We start from the raw sequence: 19,939 nt of genomic DNA on the forward strand, positions 1-19,939 counted from the left end.
CATGGCTTTCGACATCTACGAGTCGCCGGCCTTCGCCAGGCTGTTCCGCGCCTACACCGGCGCCCCGCAGAGCGTCGGGATCCAGCTCACCCTGGCTGCCGAGCGGGCCCATGCCGCGGCACCCCTGATCGTTGCCACCAGCAGCGACCTCGCGCTCTACCCCGGACACGGTGCACCACCGGCGGTCGAGGGCTTCCGGCTCTCGACGCGAGGTTTCAAGGAACTGACCGCCGTCTCTCACCTCGGCCCGGCCGTGGCGTCGCTGGCCAGGATCAAGGAACTCGATCCTGGCGGCCCGTGGCCGGCCGCCGGCGCAGAGTTGCTGGCGGCGACCCGGGAGACGCGCGAGGCCAACACCGCCGAGCTGTGGCGCGACCTGGTCCGGATCGACAGCTTCGCCGGCCGCGAACCCGAGATCGCCGCGATGATCGACTACGCCTGCGTGGTCACCGAGCGGATCCTCGAGCGGTCGCTGCGGGACGAGTCGTACCTGACCGCCGAAGCCGTCCGCCGCGACTACCTCGACGGCCCGTCGGACGACCTGCCGGTGCCGCTCAACCGGATCATGGTCGCCACCTTCTACCTGTTCGGGATGGACCTCGGGCACCGGCTGATCAACTGGTTCGACGGTCTCGGCCTGCCGTGGGAGGAGACGATGGTGATCATCGCCGGCCGCCAGGGCCGCCCGACGGCCGGCGTGACCAGGGACAGCAACAGCGTCGCCGGGGTGATCAACGCGGCATCACGCGGCCGGTTGCCGGAGCGCAATCTGCTGATCGCCCCGCACGCACCGGTCTTCCCGATGTACGACGGCACCAACCTCGACGCGGTCTCCGCGCAGGAACCGGCCTACCGCCGGCTGTGGTCCGGAGTCCGGGCGACCTGCGAACTGGGCGAGCAGATGTTCGCCGGCTACCCACGGTTCCAGCCGTCGCGATCGAGCCGGCGGACGGTCCGTCCCGGCACCGAGACGGTGAGCGAGATGCCGGCCATCAATGGTCCGGCCGACTGGTTCGCCCTCACCGCGCGGCTCCGGCTGGTCCTCGAGGACCCCCGCCAACTGCTCTCCGGCGCGGTGACCGACTTCGCCGCCCAGCAACTCGTTGACAACGGCAACGATCCGGCCAGGATCTTCGTCCCGGGGCTGGACGGCGAACCGTATCCGGTCCGCGCCTCCTCGTCCGCTCACGACCGCATCCATTCACGGGGCTACCAAGGAGAGGCATCATGAGACGTCCCAGAATCCGCCTGCACAGAGGCGGCACCGCCGGTACCGCGATCGTCGCGCTGCTGGCCCTGGTCTCCGCCTGCGGCCTGTCCGCCGAGAAGTCGGACGAGCAGGCGACCAGCACCGAGCCGATCGTCATCGGTATGTCCCTGCCGCTCAGCGGACCGGTCGCTGATCGCGCGAAGCCCGGGATGGAGGGATACCAGTACTGGGTGGACGAGCTGAACGCCCAGGGCGGCCTGCTCGGCCGCAAGGTCGAACTGAAGGTGCTGGACGACAGCTTCGACCAGCAGACCGCCATCTCCGACTACACCCGGCTGATCTCACAGGACAAGGTGGACCTGCTGCTGGGCACCTTCTCCTCCGACCTGAACGTCGCCGTGGCACCGGTCGCCGAGCGCTACAAGTACGCGTACGTGCAGCCGTCCGGCGGCGCCGACGAGATCTTCGCGCGCGACTTCAAGTACCTGTTCTTCGCCCAGCCGGCCACCACCCAGAAGCTGCCCGACCGGTTCGTCGACCTGATCGCCGCCCTGCCGGCCGACCAGCGCCCGAAGACGCTGGCGCTGGTCCAGCTGGACGACCCGAATACCACCCAGGCGGCCAAGCTGTTCGGCGAGCGGCTCGGGAAGCTCGGAGTGAAGACCGTCTACGACAAGACCTACGCTCCGGACACCTCGAACTTCGACACGATCGCGAACGCGATCAAGCAGGCCAAACCCGACCTGGTGATCAACGGCTCGATCGCCGGTGACGGCATCTCGCTGATCCGCTCGTTCCAGAAGGTCAACTTCTCGCCCAAGCAGTTCTACCAGCTCAACACTCCGACCGACCCCTCGTTCGCGAAGGCGATCGGGACGGCCAACACCGAGGGGATCTTCACCTACCTGGCCTGGAGCCCGGAGGCGAAGTACCCGACGAACACCGGCTTCGTGGCCGGCTACACCAAGCAGTTCAAGGCGGCTCCGAGCGAGGACGCCGCCAACTCCTATACGGCCGGTCAGGTTCTGGCGGCCGCGGTCAAGGCGGTCGGCAAGCTGGACCAGACGGCGATCGCGGACTGGCTGCACCAGAACAGCGTCGACACGATCGTCGGCCCGCTGAACTGGGACGCGACCGGCCGGCCGCAGGGCGACATGCTGCTCGGCCAGTTCCAGGGCGGCCAGCTCAAGATCGTCCGCCCCGAGTCGGCCGCGACGTCGGCTGACATCCTGTTCGCCAAACCCGGCTGGAGTGGCTCGTGACCCTGCTCGTGCAGACAGTCATCCTCGGCCTCCTGGTGGGCGGCGTGTACGCGTTGATGTCGTCGGGTTTCAGTCTGGTGTTCGGCGTGATGCGGATCATCAACCTGGCGCACGGAGCGATGATCGTGCTGGCGGCCTTTCTCACCTGGTGGGTGTGGGACCGTACCGGCATCGATCCGCTGCTCGTCGGCATCGTCATCACCCCGGTCATGTACGGCATCGGCTGGCTGCTGTACCGGACCGTGATCGCCCGGGTGCACCGGATCGATCACGAACTCGCGATGGTGGCCTCGTTCGGCGTCGCCATCGCCGCGGGTGGAGTGATGTCGCTGATCTGGGGAACCGAAGTTCGGTCCGCGACCCCTGGCTACTTCAACACGTCGTTCGAGCTCGGTTCCCTGGTGGTGCCGCGCGCCCAGCTGTACGCCTTCGTCGGCGCACTCGCCATCCTGGGCGCCCTGTACGCGATGCTGCGCGGTACGTTTCTCGGCCGCGCGATCCGGGCCTGCTCGACCAACCGCGACAGCGCCGCCCTGGTCGGGGTCGATGTGGAGCGGACGATGGCGCAGATGTTCGCCATCGGCGCGGCCACCACGGGTTTCGGTGGCGCCGCCCTCTCGGTGATCTACCAGTTCGTCCCGGACTCCCACTACGTCTGGATCGGGCGGATCCTCTGCGTGGTCATCCTGGGCGGTCTGGGCAGTCTGCTCGGCGCCGCGCTCGGGGCCGCGATCCTCGGCCTGGGTGAGGCACTGACCTCCTCGTACGTCGACACCCGCTGGGCGACGGCGGTCCCGTACGTGCTGATCATCGGGATCCTGCTGATCCGTCCGCAGGGCCTGCTCGGTGGCCGGATCCGGACCGACGGAGTGCAGCCATGACCGCCGGGACGCGGGTCCCCCGCCGGCTGCCGAAGCGGTCACTCGTTGCGCTGGGCATCTTGGTCGCCGTCGCGATCCCGTTCCTCACGCCGAGCTCCTACATCCACAACGTGCTCATCCTGACCTTCCTGCTCGGCATCCTCGGCTCCGGCTGGAACGTGATGTCCGGGTTCACCGGCTATGTGAGTCTCGGGCACAGCGTGTTCATCGGTATCGGCGCCTACACCGCCGGCATCCTGGCCGGCCAGTGGGGCGTCTCCCCCTTCGTCGTCGCGCCCCTCGGCGGAGTCGCGGCCGCGCTCCTCGCGTTGCTGCTCGGCTGGGCGACCCGGCGTACCAGAGGGGTCGCGTTCGTCATCGTCTCGTACGCGATGCTCGAACTGCTCGGGCTGATCGTCCGCAACTGGTCCTCGCTGACCGGCGGGAGCCAGGGCCTGCTGATGCCGTTGCCCGACTGGGACGTCCGGTTCCACAACTGGCCGTTCTACTACGCCCTCCTCGCGCTGTTGCTGCTCAGCGTGGCGATGACGGCCGCGATCCGGCGCTCCAAGCTCGGGCTCGGCCTGGTCGCGATCCGCGACGACGAGGACAAGGCCGCCGGTATCGGCGTCGTCACGCCCGTCTACAAGAGCCTGGCCTTCATGGCCAGCGCCGTCCTGGTCGGCGTCGCCGGCGCCGTCTACGGGTACTACGTCAGCTTCCTGACCGTCAGCACGATGTTCGACATCGTGCTGAGCATGCAGGTCGTGCTGGCCGTCCTGCTCGGTGGCCGGGCGACCGTTTGGGGTCCCGTGCTGGGCGCGTTCATCGTCGTGCCGCTCGCCGAGGTCACCAACACCTCGATCGGTGGCGTCGACGCCGGAGCGTTCCGCCTGATCATGTTCGGTGGGCTCCTGCTGCTCGTCACGCTGGCGCTTCCGAGAGGCATCATCCCGTCGGTCAGCCGGCTCCTCGAGCAACGGCGGCGCGGGGAGACGAGCAGCCTCACCGGCGCCCGGCTGGTCGAGACGACCTTGCCCGTCGCGCCCGTCAGCGAGCGGGTGGCAGTGGGTAGTACGGAGATGTTAAGAGTCGAGGACGTCGCGGTTCAGTTCGGCGGGGTCAAGGCTCTCGACGGCGCGTCGCTGGTGGTTCCCGCGGGGTCGATCACGGCCTTGATCGGGCCCAACGGGTCGGGAAAGACCACCTTGTTCAACGTCATCGACGGGACCTATTCACCCGTTCGCGGCGATGTCGTCCTGGCCGGCAAGTCGCTGGCGAAGCTGGACCGGACCGGTCGCGCCTTCGCGGGGATCGGCCGGACGTACCAGTTGCCACGGCTCTTCGACAGCCTCACCGTGCTGGAGAACGTTGCCGCGGTCAACTCCAGCTTCAAGCTCCGCAGACTGGTGCACTCGGCGGTCTCGGGTGCCGAGGCGGCCCGCGCCACCGAGTTGCTCGAGTTCGTCGGGCTGGGCGAGTACGTGCAGGCGCACGCGACGGACCTCTCCTACGGTCAGCGCAAGCTGGTCGAGCTGGCACAGATGCTGATGCTCGACCCAGCCGTCATCCTGCTCGACGAACCCGCGGCTGGGATCAACCCGACCTTGCTGCGGCGGTTGGCGGCGCTCATCGAATCGCTGAACGCGACCGGGCGGACCTTCGTCATCGTCGAGCACGACATGCACTTCGTTCTCTCCCTGGCCGACCAGGCGACGGTACTTGCCCACGGCAAGGTAATCGCGTCCGGCGAACCGGCCGCGGTGAGCACCGATCCGGCAGTACTGGAGGCCTATCTCGGCGACGACTTCGTCCTCGAGCCGACGACGATCGGTACGGGATCATGATCGAGTTCGAGAACGTCCGGGCCGGGTACGGCGGTGGAGACGTCCTGCAAGGCGTGACCCTGACCGTCGAGCGTGCCGCCATCACCTGTGTGGTCGGGCCGAACGGCGCCGGCAAGTCGACCCTGCTGCGGGCACTCAGCGGGCTGCTGAAACCTCGCGAGGGAACGATCCTGGTGGATGGCAGACCCGTCCACGACCTCTCCCCCGCCGAGGTGCTCGCCACCGGAGTCGCCCAGGTGCCGCAGCAGGGCGGTCTGTTCGGCAACCTCACGGTTCGCGACAACATGTTGCTCGGCGGCTACCTGATCCGCCGCGACCGGCGCCGGCTGAGGAAGCGGCTCGGCGAACTGGCCGAGGCGTTCCCCGTGATCGCCGCCCGAGCCGGGGACAAGGCAGCCGACCTCTCGGGTGGGCAGCGCCGGATCGTCGAGTTCGCCCGGGCCCTGGTCACGACACCGTCGGTGGTACTGCTGGACGAGCCGACTTTGGGGCTTGATCCGAAGACCTGCGAGGTGGTGTTCGAGAGCACCAGGACGATGAACGACCTCGGGGTGACCGTCCTGATGGTCGAGCAGAACGTCCGGTTCGGCCTCCAGCTCGCGAGCCACGGCGTGGTGATGGAACGCGGCCGCGTGCTGCTGTCCGAACCGGCAGACGAACTCCTCGCCCGCCCCGACATGGCCGCGCTGTTCTTCGGCGCATCGCAACCAGGAGTCTCATGAACAGATTCGTGCAGCAGACCAACGCCGGCAACGACTTTCTCGGGCGGCTCCGAGAAGGCCGGACGACGCTCATGCTGGGGGTCCGGGGATCCCGTAGTACAGACATCGCCAGGATCGCCCACTCCACCGGACACCACGCGATCCTCGTCGATCTGGAGCACTCGACGATGTCACTCGACGTCGCGGCGAGCCTGTGCGCAGCAGCTGCCGACCTCGGGGTGATGCCGCTGGTCCGGACGCCGGAACGCGAGTACGGCTCCATCGGCCGGTTGCTGGACGGCGGCGCCCTCGGCATCGTGGCTCCCCGGATCGAAACCGTCGAGGAGGCGCTGACGGTGGTACGGGCCTGCCGCTTTCCACCTCGTGGGCAGCGATCCCAGCTCGCGAGTGTGCCCGCGCTCGGCATGCGGCCGACACCGGCGGCGGTGCTCAACTCGACACTCGACGCGGCGACGGTGGTACAGATCCTGCTCGAGACGCCGCTGGGCATCAGCAATGCGGAGGCGATCGCGGCGATCGACGGCGTCGATCTGCTGGCACTCGGCGCCAACGACCTGACGGCAGAGTTGGGGATCCCGGGTCAGTACGACCATCCGCTGGTCCGGGAGGCGGTCGCCGGAGTCGCCAAAGCCTGCGCCAACCACGGCAAGCTCTTCATGCTCGGTGGGATCTCCGACCCCAGCCTCTACGCATCCCTCGCCCAACTCGGCGTCTGCCCATTGATCGTCACTGGGATGGACACCGACCTCCTGTACTCCGCGGTGCAGGCGCGAGCCGACGCCGTCCTCCGATCGACCAGCGAGGTGTCATGACTCTAGAGACCCTGCCCATGCGCCCGGCATCGTCCAACACCCAGCCCGATTTCGAGCTTCCGGCGGGTAGCTGCGACGCGCACTTCCACGTCTTCGAACCCGGCTATCCGCACGTCCCGAATCCGCTCTACACCTTTCCCGACGCAACGCTGGAGAAGTACCTCGCGCTGACCGGCTTCCTCGGCATCTCCCGGATGGTGCTGGTCCAGCCGACCTTCTACGGCACCGACAACAGCCTGACCCTCGACGTACTGCGCCGGTGCGGGTCAAGTTGCCGGGCGGTGGTCCGGGTCGAGGAGGACGTCAGCGACGCGGAGCTGGACCGGTACGACGAACTCGGGGTGCGGGCGATCAGGCTCGACCTGTTCGCCCGGGCCGAGCTGCCGACCGCGGAGATCATCGCCTACGTCCGCCGGATGGCTCTCCGGACCGCACCGCGGGGCTGGCATCTGCAGTTCTACACACCTGGCGGGGTGGTCCGGGATCTACTGCCGTTCCTGTCCGACTTCGACGAGCCTTTCGTGATCGACCACATGGGCTACATGAAGGAATCCGACGGGCTCACCGCTGCCGACGCTGACAAGTTGCTGGCGGTCCTCGGGGACAACGGCAACTGCTGGATCAAGCTCTCGGGCCCCTACCGCATCGCCAAGGACAAGCCGTTGAGTTCTGTCCAGCAACTCGGCGCCGCGCTGGTGCAGACCCGCCCGGACCGCCTGCTGTGGGGTTCGGACTGGCCACACCTACCCGACGGCCAACGAGACACCGGCGAACTACTCAACCTGCTCGCCGCGTGGGCACCCGCTGCCGAGGACCGGAAGAAGATCCTGGTCGACTCAGCCGACCAGCTCTTCTTCCGGCACTAGTGGCCTGGGTGGGCTACTTCTTGCCGCCGCGGAGGAGGCCCGTGACGTGGTCCCGGGTCTCGTCCCATTTGTCGGCGGGGAGGGAGCCCTTGAGGACGGAGTACGCGAGCCAGAGGGCCAGGGCGTAGCACGGGAGGCCCAGGCCGATCTTGGCGATGCCGAGGGCGTTGAGCTGCTCGGTCAGGTACAGCGGGATCTGGATCACCAGGCGGAAGGCGAAGAGGCCGGCGAAGATCAGGGTGGCGCGGTTGAAGCCCCGGTACATGTCGGCGTCCTTGCGCCACTCGCCACCGGTCTGGGTGATCAGGCCGTAGAGGGCGCCGAACAGCGGCCACTTGGCGATGATCGAGATGCCGTAGATCGCCAGGTAGACACCGCTGAGGATCATGCCGGGCAGGTAGACGTTCTCGGCCTTGCCGCTGCGGTTCGCGACCCAGGCCGAGAACGCGACGCCGATGAAGCCGCCGATGACGTTGCGCAGCGGCTTCTTGCGGACCAGCCGGAGCAGTGCGATCGCGGCGCCACAGGCCACCGCGACGATCAGCGCGAGCTTGAGATCGTGGTCGGAGGCCGCGTAGACGACCATGAACGCGATCCACGGCAGGCCGATGTCGAGCAGGGCCCCCCAGCCGCCGAGGGCGTGGAAGAAGTCCTTGTCCGTGGTCGGCGCCGGCTTGACCGGTTCCTCCTCGGGCGAGGAGGCCGGGTCGGCGGGCGGCACCGTGCTCTGTGGGTCAGCCATGCGCAGCCGTCGGACGGAGCTCGTAGCGCGGGTTGAACATCACCCGGTCCCCGTCCACTACACCGATCCGCCCGGACGCGGTCAACTCAGAGCCAGGGTGGATACCGGCGATCTTGCGCCGGCCCAGCCAGACCAGCTTGACCGTTCCGGTGCCGTCGTACAGCTCACCCTCGAGTGCCGGTACGCCGCCGCGCGGGCTGAAGGTGATCGTGCGCAGCGTGCCGTACAGCGTCACCATCTCCCGGTCGTGACAACCGGTGATGGACCGCGCGCCACAACCGTTCGCGTAGTCCTGAAGCACCTCGGCGTCCTGCTCGTCCCGATCGCCGGCCAATCCCTTGAAGGCGCGCTTCCAGATGCCCCCGGGTTTCTCACTACCCATGAGGCCAGTGTAAGCCGTTCGTGAGCGTGCTCGGCCGGTATCCGGACATGTCGGTCAGGCCTCTTCCTCGGTCGCGGCCTGGGCTCCGGCGGGCAGTTGCAGGGCCAGCGATTCGCGCGGTGCCATCGGCTCGTTGCCGCGAACGACGACCACGTTGCGCAGGGACTGCTCCATCGGCGGCGCCGCCTCCGGCTCGACCGCCGCGCGACCCAGCACGGTGGCCCGCAGCAGCCAGCGCGGGCCGTCGACCCCGATGACGCGCGAGGTCTGGCTGAAGATCTGCCCTTCGGGGTCCTCGACCGGTACGACGAGCACCAGCTCAGTACCGAACGGGCCCTCGGTCTCGGAGGCCGTGCCACCCATCCGGGTCGCCTCGGAGGCGATCTCGCGCCGGACCTCGGACCAGATACCGCTCGTCTTCGGCGCGGCGAACGCTCGCAGCTCGAGGGCCGAGTCCTCCAGCACCAGCAGCACCGCCTGGACGTCACCGCTGGCCTCGTCGACCTGCAGCCGCAGCTCCATCCCGGGCAGTCCGGTGACCACCAGCGCGCCGAGGTCGATCCGGTCCTCGGCCTCGAGCGTCTCGGGCTCCACCTCGGTGGAGTCGAACGGGCCCGCGCTGCGACCGACCGGCGCGGCTTCCTCAGCCTCTTCGACGGCCTCTTCCTCGTCGCCGAAGAAACCGCCGGTCGTCTCGGCGTCGTCGTTCTTGCCCTTGCGACGGAAGATCACTGCTCTTGCCTACTTCCTTGTTCGTGTACCGACTCGTTCGTCGAAAGTCACCATCAGCTCAGCGGCCCGACCCAGTCGGAGCCCGCCGTAGTCTCGCGCATGCCGTAGGTCAACGGCGTGCACCTGATCAGCGTGTCACACCACCGAAGCCGCCGGTCGAGCCGTATCCACCCGCGCCGCGATCCGACCCCGGCAGCGTCGCGACCTCGACGAACCGGGCCTTCTCGACGCGCTGGATGACGAGCTGCGCGATCCGGTCGCCACGCTTGAGGGTGATCTCGGCGGCGGGGTCCAGATTGATCAGGCAGACCTTGATCTCGCCACGGTAGCCCGCGTCCACGGTGCCCGGCGCGTTGACGATCGACACCCCGTGTTTCGCTGCCAGCCCGGATCGCGGGTGCACGAACGCGGCGTACCCGTCCTGCAGGGCGATCGCGATCCCGGTGCCGACCAGCCCCCGCTCCCCTGGCTTCAAGGTGATGTCGCTGGCCGCGACCAGGTCGGCACCGGCATCGCCGGGATGCGCGTACGCCGGTACCGGGAGGTCCTCGTCGAGCCGCTGGATCAGTACCTCAGTCATGGGAGAGGACCCTACCGACGGCCCTCGACGGCGAGCGTGCCAGGCTGGTCTCGTGGAGCAATACCGGGAACGGCTGAGCGTGCCAGTGAGCTGGTGGGTCATCGGCGCTGCCGCAGTGATCACCCTCTTCGTCATCACGGCCGTCCCTGCCGGCCTCCCCGCGGGCATAGCAGTCGGCGGGATCTCTGCCGCCGTCCTGCTCACCCTGTACCTCCGGTACGGCGGTGCTGTGGTTGCTGTCGACGCCGACAAGCTCAGGGCCGGCCGTGCCGCTATCGAGCGGCAGTACCTGGGCAGGGTCGAGCCGTTGTCCGGCGAGGACGCGCGCAACGCGTTCGGCCGCGACTGCAACCCCGCTGCCTACCTCGTACTGCGCAGCTACCTGCCCGGCGCGGTCCGGGTCGAGATCACCGACCCGAACGACCCGGCGCCGTACTGGCTGATCGCCACGCGGAGCCCGGAACGGCTGGCAGCAGCCCTCACGGCTGAGACCGTGGCAAGATCCTGAGTACCCGGACCTGAGGAGGTAGTCGTGGTCGGAGCGAAGATCGGCTGGAAGCTGGTCCTGATGGCGTTCACGATCGTGGTGTCGCTGGTCGCCAACAAGGCGGTGACGACGGCCTGGAAGATCGGGTCCGGCGGCAAACCACCCAAGGGCAACCAGGCCGGCTACATCGAGATCGTCACCTGGGCCGTCGCCAGCGGCGCCTCCGCCGCGGCAGCCAAGCGCTTCGCCGAGGACCGCGCGGCGAAGTACTGGCTCAAGTCCACCGGCAGCCTCCCACCCGGCTACGAGGACAACCCGAACTCCTGACGCAACGCGTCGACCGCCGGCACCTCGGTAGCAGCCGCCGGTGAGAAAACATGACGACGGGACCGCCCCCGGAAAAGGGACGGTCCCGTGAGTCGGTACGGACTCAGCCGAGCAGGGCGGCCACGCTGCGGTTCAGGCAGCGCAGTCGCGGCAGATCAGCTGTCCGTTCTTGCTGTTCGCGAGCTGGCTGCGGTGGTGAACCAGGAAGCAGCTCGAACAGGTGAACTCATCGGCCTGGCGCGGGAGGACCCGCACCGCCAGCTCTTCGTGGCTCAGGTCTGCACCGGGCAGCTCGAAGCTTTCTGCGGCTTCGGCTTCGTCCTCGTCGACCTTGCCGGAGTTCTTGTCGTGACGGCGAGTCTTCAGTTCCTCGATCGACTCTTCGCTGGAGTCCTCGTCCGTCTTGCGCGGGGCGTCGTAATCAGTCGCCATCGTGTTCCCTGCCCTCTTCGTACCCGTGGTGTTGCCTGCTGAGCCCTTGAACGGGTACAGCGGCCGAGAAATTCCATCCAGGAAGCTCTCGTCCCCCGAAACCCTTGACAGACAGGCTGGCAGCGGCATCAATACCGCCCCCGAGGCAGGGATTGTGCCCTATCAACGGGCCTTCGCGCGCGTCGGGGTCCACCTTCTGGCCCGCGTGTCGCAGATTGAGACAGTACCGAACAGGTTATTGCTCATTAGTGCGTACTAGCGCGCACTAACGAGCAGTTTTACGATCTCAGCGGATCGGCGGCAGCGAGCGCGTCGTGTAACGCATCGAACACCGCCGGGGTCGCCGCGATCGACATCTCGGGAGAAACCGGGGCTCCGCCGATCCCGCCGACGGTCGCGCCGGCCTCGGACGCGATCAGCGCGCCCGCGCCGTAGTCCCACGGGTTCAGACCGCGCTCATAGACCGCGTCCAGCCGGCTGCAGGCGACATAGCACAGGTCGATCGCGCCGACCCCGATCCGGCGGATGTCCCGGACCTTGGCGATCAGCGACTGGACGACCTCGGCCTGCACCTGGCGGCGGACCGGGTCGTAGCCGAAGCCGGTGCCGACGAGTGCCTTGCTCAGGTCGGGGCAGTCCGAGACCCGGATCGGCTTGCCGTCGAGGAACGCGCCGCCGCCCAGGGTCGCGGTGAACATCTCGCCCTTGGGCGCGTCCACGACCACGCCGGCCACCGTCTGGCCGTCAACCTCGACCGCGATCGAGACGGCGTACGTCGGGATGTCGTAGAGGTAGTTGACGGTGCCGTCGATCGGGTCGACCACCCAGCGGACGCCGCTGGAGCCGTTGACGTCGTCGCCCTCCTCGCCGAGGAACGAGTCGTCCGGCCGTGCAGCCAGCACGCGAGCCCGGATCAGCTCCTCCGACTCCCGGTCGACGGCGGTGACGATGTCTGTCGCGGTGCTCTTCGTGTCGGCCACGGTGACCGTGCCCCGGCGGCGCTCGACGATCAGCTGGGCCGCCTCGGCGGCAACCTCGACAGCCAGCTTCAGCAGGTCCTGGGGGTTCTCGGAGCTCATACAGATTCCTTCGTTGCCGGTGCGGCTGATTCGTGGACTGATGATTCGCGGGTTGGGGACGCTCCGGGGCGGCGGAGAGCTGGACAGCAGTCGGGTCGGCAGTTGTCCCAGCCAGGGCCGAGCTTGCCGAGACAGGGCCGTGAGGGCTGCTCACCGCGCTCTGCGGCGGCCCGCTCGAGGACCAGGTCGCGCAGCATCGTCACGAACCGCTGGCCGGTGCCAGGGGTCGCTGCACGCGCGATCGGCAGGCGGAGCTTCTCAGCGGTCGCCAGTGCCTCGGTGTCGAGGTCGTAGATGACCTCCATGTGGTCACTGACGAACCCGATCGGTACTACGGCGACGCCCGGCGCACCGTCGGCCGCCAGCGCCTCCAGGTGGTCGTTGACGTCCGGCTCCAGCCACGGCACCTGTGGCGGGCCGGAGCGCGAGCAGTAGACCAGGTCGGTCCGGCGCTCGACCCCTGTACGCCGCTGCAGCTCCGCGGTGATCTCGGCGGCCACGTCCAGGTGCCAGCCGACATACGCGTTGCCGTCGGGGCCGCTGGTCTCGTTCATCGCGTTCGGGATGGAGTGCGTCACATACGCGATCGCGGAGCCCTCGGGCAGCTTGCTCAGCGCCTCGGCGGTGGACTCGACGAAGGACTCAATGAAGCCGGGGTGGTTCGCGTAGTGCCGCAGCTTGTCGATCACCGGTGCACCCTCGACCGCTGCCGTCGCAGCGGCCAGGTTCTCCCGGTACTGCCGGCAGCCCGAGTACGACGGGTAGGCGCTCGTGACGATCACCACAGCCCGCTGCACGCCGTCCGCCGTCATCTGGCGCAGCGTGTCGGTCAGGTACGGCTCCCAGTTGCGGTTGCCCCAGTAGATCGGCAGGCCCGCGCCGACCTCGTCGAAGGAGTCGCGGAGCGCTCTCAGCAGGTCACGGTTCTGGTCGTTGATCGGGCTGCGGCCGCCGAACGAGTAGTAGTGCTCGCCGACCTCGACCAGCCGTTCGTCCGGGATGCCACGGCCGCGGGTGACGTTCTGCAGGAAGGGCAGCACGTCCGCGGGCTTCTCGGGACCACCGAAGGAGAGCAGCAGGACGGCGTCGTACGGGGTTGGATCAGGCGTCAGCTCGACGGGCATACCTCGATGATCCCAGGCGCGCTGACAACGGATGCGCGCGGTACCTCCGCGGCCAGCTAGGGTGAAGGCGATTTCTGATGCTCAAGCCCTATGCACACCTCATGCGCCGACCCGGTGCCCGTGCCTTCTTCGTCGCCGGGATCGTCAGTCGTATGCCGATCTCGATGCTCGGTCTCGGCATCGTCATCCTGATCGCGCGGGAGAGCGGTTCCTACGGTCTGGCCGGTGCCGTCTCCGGCGTCGCCGTGGTCGCGGGAGCGCTCACCGGACCGATCCAGGGCCGGCTGGTCGACCGGTTCGGCCAACGGCTGCTGCTCCTGGTCGGCACGGTGCTCTGCACGATCGCGCTGGCCGGCCTGCTCGTCGCCGTCCGCGCCGACGCGCCGTCCTGGCTGCTGTACCTCATCTCGTTCGTTGCCGGGGGCACCCGTCCGCAGGTCGGCTCGTTCGTCCGGGCACGCTGGACCCATCTGCTCGGCCGGGGTCGCGCTCTCCAGACCGCGTTCGCGCTGGAGGCTGTCGGCGACGAGGTCGTCTTCATCGTCGGCCCGGTCCTCGTCACCGCCCTCGCCACCCAGGTCAGCCCGTACGCCGCCCTCGGAGCGGCCGGCGTACTCGGTCTGGCCGGGGGCATCTGGCTGGCGGCGCTGCGGGCCTCCGACCCGCCTGGCCGTGGCAAGTCGAACGGTAGCGAGAAGGCGCCACTCCCCTGGCTCTCGTTGCTCCTGCTCAGCATCATCGGGCTCGGGCTGGGAGCGACCCTGGGAAGCGCTGAGGTCGTCACAGTGGCGTTCACCGCCGCCGAGGGCCAGCCGGGCATGTCGGGCGTCGTACTGGCCGTGTGGGCGCTTGGCTCGCTGCTGGCGGGGCTCTGGTACGGGTCGGTGCATTGGAAGGCGCCCGTCGAGCGGCGGCTGCTGATCGGCACGATCGCGCTGGCCATCACGCTGGCCCCGCTGCCCTGGGTCGGCAACATCCTCGCGCTCGGCGCCGTCCTGTTCGGGGCAGGCCTGACGATCGCGCCGACGATGGTCGCGGTCACCGCCTGCGTCGAGGAGTGGGTGCCGCCGCAGCGCCTCACCGAGGCGATCACCTGGACGGTCACCGGGCTGCTGCTCGGTGTTGCCCCAGGCAACGCCGCAGCCGGTCACGCGGTCGACAGCTGGGGCGCCTCGGACGCCTACTGGGTGCCCGTCATCGTCGGCATCGCCTGCGCCCTGATCGCGAGCGCCTCAGTCACCTTCGCCCGACCCAAGACCCGCTTCGCCCACAATTGACCGCTAGGCCATCCGGGGTAGCGGGGCGTTCCAGCCTCGGCGGATGGCGATGAAGCGGATGACGAAGCAGACGACGGCGGCCGCGAGGGTGGTCCACGACGCGTCGTAGTGCAGGGCGTCGACGACCACCACGATGCCGGCGCCGAGGAAAGCGGGGGTCGCGTAGATCTCGCTGCGCAGTACGACGGGGACGCGGCCGGAGAGCAGGTCGCGGATGACGCCGCCGCCGATGCCGGAGATCGTGCCGACCAGCGCGGCGGACAGCGGCGGCAGCCCGTACTCGAGCGCCTTGCGGGCTCCGGTGACGCAGAACAGCGCGAGCCCGGCCGCGTCGAAGATGTTGACCATGCGTTCGACCCGCCCGATCCCCGGGTGCAGGAAGAAGGTGATCAGCCCGGCCGCGACCGGCACCACGAGATAGCGCCAGTCGACCAGCGCGGCCGGCGGCGTCGCGCCGATCAGCACGTCGCGGATGAACCCACCGCCCAGCCCGGTCACCAGGGCGAGCACCTGGATCCCGAACACGTCCAGCTTCTTCCGTACTCCGACCAGCGCCCCGGTGATCCCGAACACGAAGATCCCGACCAGATCGAGCACATGCAAAGCCCATCCACTCACCACCGAACCGTAGCCGCCCGCGCGCCCCGCCACGAAAACCAGCCGCATCCGCCACGCCGGACGCCTACCCTGCTGGCATGAGCGGAGCACCCGTCGTCGACTACACCGCCACCTCGGCCAGGCCGCCGTGGAGCGCTCTCCCGGAGTCTCTCCGGACCGCGCTGGCAGTTGCCCTCGGCACCGAAATCATCGAGGCCGGTCCCTCGGTCGGCTCCGGCTAGGGTCTGGAGCCCTTCAGCGCCGAGATCGAGGGTGGCAACTTCCCCCGGTATCGGCCGGCCGAGATCCTGGCCGGCAAGGAGCCGCTCCCCGACGGCTTCCAGCCCTGGCTGCCCGACCGTCTGCAGGAGCTGCAGGACCTGGTCGACCTCTACCCGACCGCCCTCGCTCCCACCTCCGCGATCCACACCGACATCCGCCCCGACAACCTCCTGATCGACGCCCAGAACACCTGCTGGACCGTCGACTGGAACTGGCTGTCCCTCGGACCCGCCTGGTTCGACTGGGTCGGGCTGCTCCCCCTCGCCCACCGCGACGGCATCGACACCCTCGCCGCCCTGAGGTCCAGCCCGCTGACCGCCGGCGTACCGGCTGAGCACATCGACAGCTTCGCCGCGATCATCGCCGTCTACATGATCAACAAGCTCGACGCCCCGCCGCCACCCGGTTGCACTCCGGAGATCCGCCGCCACCAGCGTCTCTACGCCTGGGCCTACTTCGATTGGCTCGCCCTACGGCGCGACTGGAGCTGAGGATCTAGATTGTATACATGAGCAAAGGACCCACCACCCGGTACAAGATCGAGGTGCAGGACGGCGCCAAGACGTCCCGGCGTGAGGACGTGGTGGTCACCGAGGAACCGCTCGAGCTCCGCCTCGAGTGGCCCGGTCGCCCGCCCGAGCCGCTCGTCGTCACGATGCGGACGCCCGGATCGGATTTCGAGCTGGCCGCCGGCTTCTGTCTCGGCGAAGGCTTCGCAGTACGGCCGGACGCGATCAACACCGTCGCCTACTGCACCGACGTCAAGCTCACCAGCGAGCAGCAGTTCAACACCGTCACGGTCACCTTCGACGGCCCGCCCGACCGCGAGCCACCCCAGCGGTACGGCGTCACCTCCGCGGCGTGTGGCGTCTGCGGCCAGCAGAGCCTCGACGACCTCGCCGAGCGCGACTACGACCCGGTCGACCCGGTGGAGGTCCCGCTGGACGTCGTACTGCGCCTGCCGGATCTCCTCCGTGAGGCGCAACCCACCTTCGGGCGCACCGGCGGCCTCCACGCGGCGGGCCTGTTCACCCCCGACGGCCAGAAGGTCGTAGTACGGGAGGACGTCGGTCGCCACAACGCGGTCGACAAGGTGGTCGGCTGGACCGTTCTCAACCAGCGCAGCCGCAAGGGCCTCGTGCTCGTCGTGAGCGGCCGGATGGGCTATGAGCTGATCCAGAAAGCCGTCGCCGCCGGCCTCGGGATGATGGTCGCCGTCGGCGCGCCGTCCAGTCTCGCCGTCGACCTGGCGCGGCGGTTCGACGTCACCCTGGTCGGCTTCACCCGGGGCGAGCGCTGTGTGATCTACAGCGCACCCGAGCGCGTGCTGCGCTGACCCATCCGGCGACCGCCCGGCTCCGAAGTACCTCCGACCAGTTTCACCGACCCGGAGGATGCGTCCTGTGAGCGAGGAGACGGCCCTACCTTGGCCGCGGGTGGTCGACCCGTCCGCCGGCAGTCCGGCCGACCTGATGGCACGAGTCGCGCGGGGTGATACGGACGCGTTCGCGCAGCTGTACGACCAGATGGCGCCCCGCGTCTACGGCCTAATCCGGCGGGTGCTGCGCAATCCGGCCCAGTCCGAGGAGGTCACCCAAGAGGTGATGGTCGAGGTCTGGCGGACCGCCACCCGGTACGACGCCGACCGCGGTTCGCTCACTTCGTGGGTCCTGACGATGGCGCACCGCCGCGCGATCGACCGGGTCCGGTCCGAGCAGTCGTCCACCGATCGCGAGCAAGCGGTCGCGGCGGCGAGCTCGGCCACGGAGTACGACGAGGTCGCGGAGGCGGTCACCACGAACCTCGAGGTGGAACAGGTCCGGCACTGTCTGTCCTCGCTGACCGAGCTGCAGCGGGAATCGGTGACGCTGGCCTACTACGGCGGATACTCGTACCGGGAAGTGGCGGAGTTGCTCGACGCCAAACTCGCGACGATCAAAGCGCGGATGCGCGACGGCCTGATCCGGCTGCGCGACTGCCTGGGTGTGACGGGGAGGTGAGGGCCATGACGACACCGGAAGTGCACGCGCTGACCGGACCCTACGTACTGAACGCACTGCCCGAGGACGAACGGATCGGTTTCGAGGAACATCTCGCCGACTGCCAGTCCTGCGGCGCGGAGGTCGCGGAGCTCCGCGAAGCGGCCAACAAGCTCGGTACGGCGGTTGCCACCCCGCCGCCACCGGCGCTGAAGGCGCGCGTCCTCGCCGAGATCGCGACCACCCGGCAACTACACCCGTTGGTGAGGCCCGACGGACCGGTCGCCGTGCCGGCACCTGAGCGGCGCAAGGGTTTCAGCCGTCGCTCGTTCTTCAGCCTGGCCGCGGCCGGACTCGCCGTCGCCGGAGCCGGTGGGATCGCGATCGACCAGTACCGCGACAACTCCCGCGCCCGCCGGCAGAACGAGCAACTCGCCTCGCTGCTGGCCGAGCCAGACACCCAGACCGTCCGCGGCAACCTCAAGGCCGGCGGTCAGGCGACAGTCGTGATGTCCCCCGCCAAGGACCGCGCGATCGTCTTGCTCCACGACCTCCCGAAGCTCCCCGACAACAAGACCTACCAGCTCTGGCTGATGGACAAGTCCCGCGACATGCACTCGGTGGGCCTGGCCACCGGCGACGAGTCCAAGCTCCTCCAGGGCGGAGTAGCCGACAAGATCGCCTTCGGCCTGACAGTAGAAAACAAGCCCGGCGCCACCCAACCAACCCTCTCCACCGCGACCGTCATCACGATGGTCTGACGGAGACCCGGACCGCCACCACACACCAACGGGGGGTGGTGGCGGCCAGGCAGGCAGCGACGAGCGTCAGGCGACGCCAGCCGACGAGGTTGGTGTGTGGCAGCCGTCCGGGGTCAGCGGCTGCGCTCGGGTGAGTCGGCCAGTAGCACGTCGATCTCGTCTCGCGCCGAGTCGGCCAGCGGGCCGAAGGCCACGGCAGCCGCGTGTTCGGTGACTTGTTCTGGGGTGCGGGCGCCGGGGAGCGGGATGATGACGGGGTCCAGGGCCCAGAGGTAGGCGAGGGCGCCTTGGGTGAGGGAGCGGCCGTCGGTGGTCAGGAGTTCCCGGACGGCCTCCAGGCGGCGGAGCCAGTCGGCCATCGCGTCGTCGTCGAAGTAGGTCCACCACGGGGTGTCGCGACGGACGTCACTTTCGGACGGGCGGTTCGACAGGTCGTACTTGCCGGTCAGCAGGCCCATCGCGAGCGGCGTGCGGGCCAGTACGGCGAAGTCCTGCTCGTGTGCGGCCTTGAGCACCTCAGGGTTGTGCCCGAAGACGTTGAGCTGCGACTGGACGCTGATCGCCGTCGACTTGCCGAAGACGGCGATGATCGCCGGGTCGTCCACACTGGTGCCGAAGTCCTTGACCTTGCCTTCGGCAACGAGTTGTTCGAGGGTCGCGACCACGTCCTCGGCCTCGGCGGCCGTGTCGGCGCCGCCGTGCATCTGGTACAGGTCGAGCGCTTCGACACCGAGACGCCGCAAGCTCCCCTCGCACGCGGCCCGGATACCGGCCGGTGTCACATCCTGGCCGGTGGCCACCCGGGTCTGCTCGTCGAACAGGTTCCCGAACTTGGTCGCCACGATCACCTCGCCGCGCACACTCGCCGGCAGTTGCCGCAACGCCTCACCGACCACCACCTCGCTGTGCCCGGCGCCGTACACGTCGGCCGTGTCGAGCAACCGGATCCCGCCGTCGACCGCGGCATGGATCATCCGGATGCTGACCTCGTCGTCAACCTCTCCCCAGCCTGCGGGGCGTCCCGCGTACTCCCACGGTCCCCCGATCGCCCAGCACCCGACGCCCAGTGCACTCGTACTACGCCCACCGAGCCGCTTACCTGCTGTCGCTGTCATTCGATTCCTCATCATCAATGTCTGTGAATGGTCAGTTGCGAGGCGGCGGATCGATACCGTCCTCGGCGGCCTGGTAGGCCGCGATCTTCCAGTCGATGACCTCGAGATCGGCTTCGAGCTGCCGCAGGTCCTCGATCACCTTGGTGCGGTGCTCGCGCAGCAGCGCCAGCCGGCCGGCCCGATCCCGGTCGCCCTCGCGGACGTGCCGGGTGAACCGCCGCACCTGCTCGATCGGCATCCCTGTCCGTCGCAACCGGATCAGCACATCGAGCAAGCCGATGCTGATCTCGTCGAACCGCCGTCGCCCACCACCGTCCCGTGGCAAGTCACCGAGCAGCCCCTCGCGGTCGTAGTACCGCAAGGTGTCGATGGACAGCCCAGTCAGCCGGGCCGCCTCGCCGATCGTCACGCCGCCGTCGGGTACCTGAATCGAGGTCATGCCTCTAGCCAACAACCTGGAGTGC

General features: G+C 68.7%; 25 protein-coding genes. 14 read left to right on the forward strand and 11 right to left on the reverse strand.

The window, feature by feature from the left end; translation table 11 throughout:
- The first annotated feature begins 1 nt into the window (after position 1).
- The 7 genes from G3I17_RS14440 to G3I17_RS14470 are packed head-to-tail and all read left to right on the forward strand — an operon-like array spanning position 2 to position 7,579.
- Positions 2 to 1,231: a DUF5624 domain-containing protein gene (locus tag G3I17_RS14440; protein WP_164596529.1), complete on the forward strand. Its 1,230-nt coding sequence runs from the start codon at positions 2 to 4 to the stop codon at positions 1,229 to 1,231.
- The gene (locus G3I17_RS14445) at positions 1,228 to 2,472 is read left to right on the forward strand and encodes an amino acid ABC transporter substrate-binding protein (RefSeq protein WP_164596530.1); all 1,245 of its coding nucleotides are present in this window, start codon (positions 1,228 to 1,230) and stop codon (positions 2,470 to 2,472) included. The genes G3I17_RS14440 and G3I17_RS14445 overlap by 4 nt, the downstream gene beginning before the upstream one ends.
- On the forward strand, positions 2,469 to 3,353 hold the full coding sequence (locus G3I17_RS14450; protein WP_164596531.1) for a branched-chain amino acid ABC transporter permease: 885 nt from the start codon (positions 2,469 to 2,471) through the stop codon (positions 3,351 to 3,353). The genes G3I17_RS14445 and G3I17_RS14450 overlap by 4 nt, the downstream gene beginning before the upstream one ends.
- Positions 3,350 to 5,179: a branched-chain amino acid ABC transporter ATP-binding protein/permease gene (locus G3I17_RS14455; protein ID WP_164596532.1), complete on the forward strand. Its 1,830-nt coding sequence runs from the start codon at positions 3,350 to 3,352 to the stop codon at positions 5,177 to 5,179. The genes G3I17_RS14450 and G3I17_RS14455 overlap by 4 nt, the downstream gene beginning before the upstream one ends.
- On the forward strand, positions 5,176 to 5,901 hold the full coding sequence (locus G3I17_RS14460) for an ABC transporter ATP-binding protein (RefSeq protein WP_164596533.1): 726 nt from the start codon (positions 5,176 to 5,178) through the stop codon (positions 5,899 to 5,901). The genes G3I17_RS14455 and G3I17_RS14460 overlap by 4 nt, the downstream gene beginning before the upstream one ends.
- On the forward strand, positions 5,898 to 6,713 hold the full coding sequence (locus G3I17_RS14465; protein WP_164596534.1) for an aldolase/citrate lyase family protein: 816 nt from the start codon (positions 5,898 to 5,900) through the stop codon (positions 6,711 to 6,713). The genes G3I17_RS14460 and G3I17_RS14465 overlap by 4 nt, the downstream gene beginning before the upstream one ends.
- Positions 6,710 to 7,579, forward strand: coding sequence for an amidohydrolase family protein (locus G3I17_RS14470; protein ID WP_203590190.1), 870 nt, complete (start codon positions 6,710 to 6,712; stop codon positions 7,577 to 7,579). Before G3I17_RS14465 ends, G3I17_RS14470 begins: the two co-directional genes overlap by 4 nt.
- A 13-nt stretch (positions 7,580 to 7,592) precedes the next feature.
- On the opposite strand, the gene G3I17_RS14475 is transcribed toward G3I17_RS14470, so the two are convergent.
- From G3I17_RS14475 to dut, 4 genes are all read right to left on the reverse strand, one after another.
- Positions 7,593 to 8,321: a DUF3159 domain-containing protein gene (locus G3I17_RS14475; RefSeq protein ID WP_164596535.1), complete on the reverse strand. Its 729-nt coding sequence runs from the start codon at positions 8,319 to 8,321 to the stop codon at positions 7,593 to 7,595.
- Complete coding sequence (locus G3I17_RS14480; RefSeq protein ID WP_164596536.1) at positions 8,314 to 8,703, reverse strand: OB-fold nucleic acid binding domain-containing protein; 390 nt, start codon at positions 8,701 to 8,703, stop codon at positions 8,314 to 8,316. Before G3I17_RS14480 ends, G3I17_RS14475 begins: the two co-directional genes overlap by 8 nt.
- Positions 8,704 to 8,757: 54 nt before the next feature.
- The gene (locus G3I17_RS14485; RefSeq protein WP_164596537.1) at positions 8,758 to 9,435 is read right to left on the reverse strand and encodes a DUF3710 domain-containing protein; all 678 of its coding nucleotides are present in this window, start codon (positions 9,433 to 9,435) and stop codon (positions 8,758 to 8,760) included.
- A 127-nt stretch (positions 9,436 to 9,562) separates the two neighbouring features.
- Positions 9,563 to 10,015: a dUTP diphosphatase gene (dut, locus tag G3I17_RS14490; protein WP_164596538.1), complete on the reverse strand. Its 453-nt coding sequence runs from the start codon at positions 10,013 to 10,015 to the stop codon at positions 9,563 to 9,565.
- A gap of 52 nt (positions 10,016 to 10,067) precedes the next feature.
- On the opposite strand from dut, the gene G3I17_RS14495 reads away from it, so the two are divergent.
- Positions 10,068 to 10,523, forward strand: coding sequence for a DUF3093 domain-containing protein (locus tag G3I17_RS14495; protein ID WP_343238304.1), 456 nt, complete (start codon positions 10,068 to 10,070; stop codon positions 10,521 to 10,523).
- A gap of 24 nt (positions 10,524 to 10,547) precedes the next feature.
- Positions 10,548 to 10,829, forward strand: coding sequence for a DUF4235 domain-containing protein (locus G3I17_RS14500; protein WP_164596540.1), 282 nt, complete (start codon positions 10,548 to 10,550; stop codon positions 10,827 to 10,829).
- A 132-nt stretch (positions 10,830 to 10,961) separates the two neighbouring features.
- Here the strand turns inward: G3I17_RS14500 and G3I17_RS14505 are convergent, their stop codons facing one another.
- The 3 genes from G3I17_RS14505 to G3I17_RS14515 form a co-directional block, all read right to left on the reverse strand.
- On the reverse strand, positions 10,962 to 11,261 hold the full coding sequence (locus G3I17_RS14505) for a DUF4193 domain-containing protein (protein ID WP_012921380.1): 300 nt from the start codon (positions 11,259 to 11,261) through the stop codon (positions 10,962 to 10,964).
- A gap of 278 nt (positions 11,262 to 11,539) precedes the next feature.
- On the reverse strand, positions 11,540 to 12,340 hold the full coding sequence (locus tag G3I17_RS14510; protein ID WP_164596541.1) for an inositol monophosphatase family protein: 801 nt from the start codon (positions 12,338 to 12,340) through the stop codon (positions 11,540 to 11,542).
- Positions 12,337 to 13,464: a ferrochelatase gene (locus G3I17_RS14515; RefSeq protein WP_164596542.1), complete on the reverse strand. Its 1,128-nt coding sequence runs from the start codon at positions 13,462 to 13,464 to the stop codon at positions 12,337 to 12,339. The genes G3I17_RS14510 and G3I17_RS14515 overlap by 4 nt, the downstream gene beginning before the upstream one ends.
- Before the next feature lie 77 nt (positions 13,465 to 13,541).
- Here G3I17_RS14515 and G3I17_RS14520 point away from each other — a divergent pair, with 77 nt between their 5' ends.
- A complete protein-coding gene (locus G3I17_RS14520; protein ID WP_164596543.1) occupies positions 13,542 to 14,741 on the forward strand; it encodes an MFS transporter in 1,200 nt (399 codons plus the stop codon).
- Positions 14,742 to 14,744: 3 nt separating this feature from the next.
- Here the strand turns inward: G3I17_RS14520 and G3I17_RS14525 are convergent, their stop codons facing one another.
- Complete coding sequence (locus tag G3I17_RS14525; RefSeq protein ID WP_343238306.1) at positions 14,745 to 15,359, reverse strand: trimeric intracellular cation channel family protein; 615 nt, start codon at positions 15,357 to 15,359, stop codon at positions 14,745 to 14,747.
- Positions 15,360 to 15,436: 77 nt separating this feature from the next.
- Here G3I17_RS14525 and G3I17_RS39800 point away from each other — a divergent pair, with 77 nt between their 5' ends.
- Positions 15,437 to 15,580, forward strand: coding sequence for a hypothetical protein (locus G3I17_RS39800; RefSeq protein ID WP_203590192.1), 144 nt, complete (start codon positions 15,437 to 15,439; stop codon positions 15,578 to 15,580).
- A gap of 149 nt (positions 15,581 to 15,729) precedes the next feature.
- Here G3I17_RS39800 and G3I17_RS40730 read toward each other — a convergent pair whose 3' ends face one another.
- Positions 15,730 to 15,981 carry a hypothetical protein gene (locus tag G3I17_RS40730; RefSeq protein ID WP_239062536.1) on the reverse strand — a complete coding sequence of 84 codons (252 nt, stop codon included), beginning with the start codon at positions 15,979 to 15,981 and terminating at the stop codon, positions 15,730 to 15,732.
- A gap of 147 nt (positions 15,982 to 16,128) precedes the next feature.
- Here G3I17_RS40730 and fdhD point away from each other — a divergent pair, with 147 nt between their 5' ends.
- The 3 genes from fdhD (at position 16,129) to G3I17_RS14545 (ending at position 18,360) form a co-directional block, all read left to right on the forward strand.
- Entirely contained in the window at positions 16,129 to 16,956 is an 828-nt protein-coding gene (fdhD, locus tag G3I17_RS14535) for a formate dehydrogenase accessory sulfurtransferase FdhD (protein ID WP_164596544.1), read from the forward strand.
- A gap of 136 nt (positions 16,957 to 17,092) precedes the next feature.
- Entirely contained in the window at positions 17,093 to 17,620 is a 528-nt protein-coding gene (sigK, locus tag G3I17_RS14540) for an ECF RNA polymerase sigma factor SigK (RefSeq protein ID WP_239062557.1), read from the forward strand.
- 5 nt (positions 17,621 to 17,625) lie between these two features.
- On the forward strand, positions 17,626 to 18,360 hold the full coding sequence (locus tag G3I17_RS14545) for an anti-sigma factor (protein WP_164596545.1): 735 nt from the start codon (positions 17,626 to 17,628) through the stop codon (positions 18,358 to 18,360).
- 113 nt (positions 18,361 to 18,473) lie between these two features.
- On the opposite strand, the gene G3I17_RS14550 is transcribed toward G3I17_RS14545, so the two are convergent.
- Both G3I17_RS14550 and G3I17_RS14555 read right to left on the reverse strand, forming a co-directional pair.
- Positions 18,474 to 19,475, reverse strand: a complete 1,002-nt coding sequence (locus tag G3I17_RS14550; protein WP_164596546.1) for an aldo/keto reductase — start codon at positions 19,473 to 19,475, stop codon at positions 18,474 to 18,476.
- A 31-nt stretch (positions 19,476 to 19,506) separates the two neighbouring features.
- Positions 19,507 to 19,914: a MerR family transcriptional regulator gene (locus G3I17_RS14555; protein WP_164596547.1), complete on the reverse strand. Its 408-nt coding sequence runs from the start codon at positions 19,912 to 19,914 to the stop codon at positions 19,507 to 19,509.
- Positions 19,915 to 19,939 lie beyond the last annotated feature (25 nt).

The organism is Streptomyces sp. SID13031, assembly GCF_010548305.1.
Classification (GTDB): Bacteria; Actinomycetota; Actinomycetes; order Propionibacteriales; family Kribbellaceae; genus Kribbella.